A 1,075-nucleotide genomic window follows, 5' to 3' on the forward strand; every position below is an offset into this window, starting at 1 on the left:
TTTAGATACGCTTGGCGACCGAGATGGTCAGTCTATTCGTGATGAAATTGTCGAGTTTCATCATTCTCAATATTCAGCCGATCTTATGACGCTGACGTTGTTTGGGCCTCAATCTCTTGATGAGCAGCAAGCTTGGGTAGAAGCCATGTTCGCTGACATCCCTAATCATCAATTAAGTGGCAAATCGATTGATGTACCGATTGACACTGAAGACAGCACCGGAATTTTGGTTCAAATTGAGCCCATCAAAGAGTTTCGCAAACTCATTCTCACCTTCCCTATGCCGGGAATGGATAAACACTACGGCGTGAAGCCTCTCTCTTATTTCGCTCATTTGTTAGGTTACGAAGGCGAAGGGAGCTTGATGCTTCAACTGAAAAGCAAAGGCTGGATCACTTCCCTATCAGCCGGCGGCGGGGCAAGTGGCAGCAACTATCGTGATTTTACGGTCAGTTGTACACTCACACCAGAAGGGTTAGACCACGTAGATGACATCATTCAAGCTGTCTTCCAATATCTAACCATGATCAAACAAGACGGAATGAATGAGTGGCGCTACCTAGAGAAGCAAGCAGTATTGGAATCTGCATTCCGCTTTCAAGAACCTTCACGCCCTCTCGATTTAGTTAGCCATTTAGTCATCAATATGCAGCATTATCAGCCGCACGATATTATCTATGGCGACTACAAAATGTCGGGCTATGATGAAGATCTGCAACGTTCTCTGCTGCAATATTTATCTGTCGACAATGTCCGCGTTACGCTGATCGCCAAAGGACTTGAGTACAATCGCACTGCGGAGTGGTATTTCACCCCCTACTCCGTCACTCCATTCAGTAGCGAGCAAAAACGCTTCTTCCAACAAATTGATCCGCGTTGGCAGTTTGTTCTGCCAGAGAAGAACCCGTACATTTGTTACGACCTCGACCCAATGCCCTTTGAAAACGGGGGCTCACTACCGGAGTTGATTGAAGATCTCGAAGGTTTTCGCCTGTGGCATTTGCAAGATGATGAGTTCCGAGTGCCGAAAGGCGTAGTGTACGTTGCGATCGACAGTTCTCACGCGGTCGCATCG

Annotated in this window: 1 protein-coding gene; it reads left to right on the forward strand. The window is 47.1% G+C overall.

All coding sequences use genetic code 11. The features are described from left to right. A partial coding sequence (locus R7M72_RS25765) for an insulinase family protein (protein ID WP_318056550.1) occupies nucleotides 1-1,075 on the forward strand: 1,075 nt, incomplete at both ends.

The sequence above is a fragment of the Vibrio sp. YT-18 genome, from assembly GCF_033337345.1.
Classification (GTDB): Bacteria; Pseudomonadota; Gammaproteobacteria; order Enterobacterales; family Vibrionaceae; genus Vibrio; species Vibrio alginolyticus.